The sequence below is a fragment of the Micromonospora tarensis genome (assembly GCF_016803395.1).
Taxonomy (GTDB): Bacteria; Actinomycetota; Actinomycetes; order Mycobacteriales; family Micromonosporaceae; genus Micromonospora; species Micromonospora tarensis.
In genome coordinates this window covers 1-3,139 of the sequence record NZ_JAEVHL010000416.1, presented here as the reverse complement: position 1 = coordinate 3,139, position 3,139 = coordinate 1, and the positions used below count along the sequence as shown (strand labels likewise).

General features: G+C 73.6%; 1 protein-coding gene. It reads right to left on the bottom strand.

The genetic code is table 11. The features are described 5' to 3' along the window. The coding region (locus JM949_RS34875) for a beta-ketoacyl synthase N-terminal-like domain-containing protein (RefSeq protein WP_203152321.1) at positions 1-3,041 on the bottom strand (3,041 nt) is incomplete at its 3' end. Positions 3,042-3,139: the final 98 nt, after the last annotated feature.

Here is a 3,139-nt window from a genome sequence, read left to right as displayed (position 1 = left end):
GCGACCGCCGCACCAGGCGCGGGCAGTCTCCTGGTCGTCGCCGGCACCGGGCGGAGTCGGTGCCGTGGCCGTCGGATCGGCGGTGCGCGCAGCAGGCCCGGCACGTCGTGCTCGCCGCCGGCGAAGCGGCGCAGGCGGTCGGCGAGGGTGGCCGGGTCCGCGGCCCGGACGACGAGACGTTCCGGGAAGACGCTGCGCCGGGTCCGCAGGGTGACCGCGACGTCGGCGAACCGGGGGGCGAGCGGGTTGGTCGCGGGGTCGACGCGATCGGCGATGACGCGCGCGTACCGGCGCAGCGCCGCGTCGTCCCGGGCGGAGAGGGGTACGAGCAGCTCGTCCGCCGCACCATCGCCGACGGTGGGCTGCGGGGTCGGCGGCGCCTCCTGCACCAGCAGCATCGCGTTGGTTCCGCTGAAACCGAACGCGCTGACGGTGGCCCGCCGTGGCCGGTCCGCGCGGGCCGGCCACGGCACCGGGCTGGTGGGCACGTAGAACGGGCTGGACCCGAAGTCGATGTACGCGTTGGCCTCCCGGTAGGCCGCCTGCGGCGGGATGACGCCGTGCCGCATCGCCATCAGCACCTTGATCAGGCCGGCGACTCCGGAGGCGCCCACGGTGTGCCCGATGTTGGCCTTGACCGAGCCGATGGCGGCGAACTGGCGGCGCGGCGTGTGCTGGCGGAAGGCGTCGGTCAGGGCGGTCACCTCGATCGGGTCGCCCAGTTCGGTGCCCGTGCCGTGGGCCTCCACATAGCCGACCGTGTCGGGGTCGACGCCGCTGCGGGCGTACAGTTCGGTGGCCAGAGCGGTCTGTGAGCGGGCGTTCGGTGCGGTGAACCCGTTGGTCCGGCCGTCGTGGTTGATCGCCGTGCCCTTGATGACGCCGTAGATGTGGTCGCCGTCGCGTTGTGCCGCGGCGAGGGGCTTGAGCACCACGGCGGCCACCCCCTCACCGGGCAGGAAGCCGTCGGCGTCCGCGTCGAAGGGGCGGCAGGAGTGGCCCGGGGACAGCACCCCGAGCTGGGACATGTGCACGAAGAAGCGCGGTGTCGTGGCGATGAAGACGCCACCGGCCAGGGCCAGCTCGCTCTCCCCCGCGAGCAGGCTCTGACAGGCCAGGTGGACGGCGACCAGGGAGGACGAGCAGGCCGTGTCGACGGCGAGGTTCGGCCCGGCCAGGTCGAGGAAGTACGAGATCCGGCCGGAGAGCGTCGAGGTCTGGTTGTTGAGCAACGTCGTCGGGCCGTGCGCGACGTCGTGGTCCTCCTGGAGCGCGTCGTAGTCGCCGCCGGTGCTGCCGACGAACACGCCGCAGCGGCGGCCGGGCACAGAGGCGGCGTAACCGGCGTCCTCCAGCGCGTTCCACGCCTCCTGCAGGAACAACCGGTGCTGCGGGTCGGAGACCTCAGCGTCCCGGCCGGACATGCTGAAGAAGAGGGCGTCGAACCGCTCGATGTCGTCGAGGAAGCCGCCCTGCCGGCAGTAGGTGGTGTCGGTCCGGGAGCGGTCCGGGTGGTGGAACCGATCCACGTCCCAGCGGTCGACCGGCACGTCCCGGAAGAGGGTGCGCCCGTGCACGAGGTTGTCCCAGTACTCTTCCGCGTCGGCGCTGCCCGGGAACGTGCACGACAGGCCGATGACGGCCACGTCCCGGCCGGCCGGGTCGACGCCGTCCGGCATCGGGGGCGCGGCGGAGCGCTCGGCGGGCACCGGGTCCGGCAGTGGTGGCTCAGCGGGCCGGGCCACCACCGTGGGATGGGTCCGCAGCACGTGCGCGGCGAGGTCGCCGACGGTGATGTGCGCGTAGAGGTCCGGGGTGCGCAGGCCGGTGCCGAGCGCGTCGTTGATCCGGTTGACCAGTTCCGCGCCGATCAGCGAGTCCACCCCGTACTCGGCGAAGGGCTGGTCGTCGGCGAGGCGACCGGCGTCGGTCTCCAGCGCCAGGGCGAGGCAGGCGCGGATCTGCTCCCGTACCCCGGTCCCGGGGTCGGCGGTCACCACCGGCGCGGCGGGGGCCGTGACCACCCGGACCGGCGCGGCGATTGTTCCGGCCGACCTGGCCGGTTCCGTGGCGGTCACGGGAGCCGGGTTCTGCGCGACGACGACGTTCTGACCGACGCCGCGCCCCGGCCGTGGCGGCGGGCCGAGGACCAGCACGTCGGTCAGGCCGGCGGCCCGCAGCACGTCCCGCCAGCCGTCGGCGGGGACCACCGGGGAGTACGGCAGCCGGAGGTCCGCGTCCTGGTAGCGCCACCAGCCGTCGAGCTGACCGACGATCATGGCGATGACGTCGACGGTGGTGGTCAGCTCGTTGAGCACCAGCCAGCCACCGGGCCGCAGCAGCCGGCGCAGGTTCGCGACGGTACGCCGGACGTCCGGGGTGGCGTGCAGCACGTTGGTGGCCACCACCACGTCGACCCCGCCGGCCGGATACCCCTGGGTGGTGACGTCCCGGTCGACGTCCAGGGTGCCGAATTCGGCGAACGGGGTGGCCGGTCCGAACTCGTGCGCCCCGAACTTGGCCATCGCCAGCGACACGTCGGTGTAGTGGTAGCGCAGCCGCGCGGCATGCCGGCCGACCGCCGCGAAGACCCGACGGCTGGTGCCTCCGGTGCCGGCGCCCACCTCGACGATCTCGACCCGTTCGTCCGGGGCGAGCCGGGGAACCCGGTGCTCCAGGTAGCGTTCGATGGCCCAGGCGACCGTGTCGTTGCACAGGTCCGCCATGGTGTGCCCCTGGTACAGCGGCTGGATGAGCGCGAACGAGGAGCCGGGAAAGAGCACGTCGGTCGCCGGGATCTCGTCGCGCAGCACCCGGGCGTAGGAGTCGAAGCAGACAGCGAGCAGCCGGGTGAAGGGTTCCGCCTCACGGTAGGCCGCGTCCAGGCGGGTGCGTTCGGCGGCGAGTTCGGCGGTGGTCGGTACCGGTCGGACCAGCGCGAGCGTGTCGCCGGTCAGCTCGACGGTCGCGGACCGGTTCAGCATGTCGAGCAGCGCGTCCCACTGCCGGCGGTGCCGGGCGGCGACACCGAGGCGGGCCATCGCCGGTCAGCTCGACGGTCGCGGACCGGTTCAGCATGTCGAGCAGCGCGTCCCACTGCCGGCGGTGCCGGGCGGCGACACCGAGGCGGGCCATCGCC